The sequence below is a fragment of the Paenibacillus sp. N119s genome, from assembly GCF_059447605.1.
In genome coordinates this window covers 1-300 of record NZ_JCAJRU010000549.1, presented here as the reverse complement: position 1 = coordinate 300, position 300 = coordinate 1, and the positions used below count along the sequence as shown (strand labels likewise).

Below are 300 nucleotides of genomic sequence, written 5' to 3'. Positions count from 1 at the left end.
ATGTGCTGCTGAACTAACCTATTTATGTTGGATGATTACACATAACGGAACAGCAATCAAGAGAGCCACATTCATGAGCTATAATACTATCATAAGCAATTCGCTGAGTTTCGATATTGTCAATAAATCACTCCAGTTTAAATACAAGACGCAAAAAGCAACAATTCTGGAAGCCTCATTAAAGAAATTGATTCCTGCTTGGGAATTTACAATTATTCCTTACTATGGACAAAAACATCAATCTGATATCACTGATATTGTAAGTAGTTTGCAATTACAGTTCGAATCATCGGAAGAAGC

At 34.7% G+C, this 300-nt stretch carries 1 protein-coding gene; it reads left to right on the top strand.

What is annotated here, in order from left to right:
- Positions 1-73 precede the first annotated feature (73 nt).
- Positions 74-300: hypothetical protein (locus AC5V8P_RS26270; protein WP_495474143.1), on the top strand; the 227-nt coding region annotated here is incomplete at its 3' end.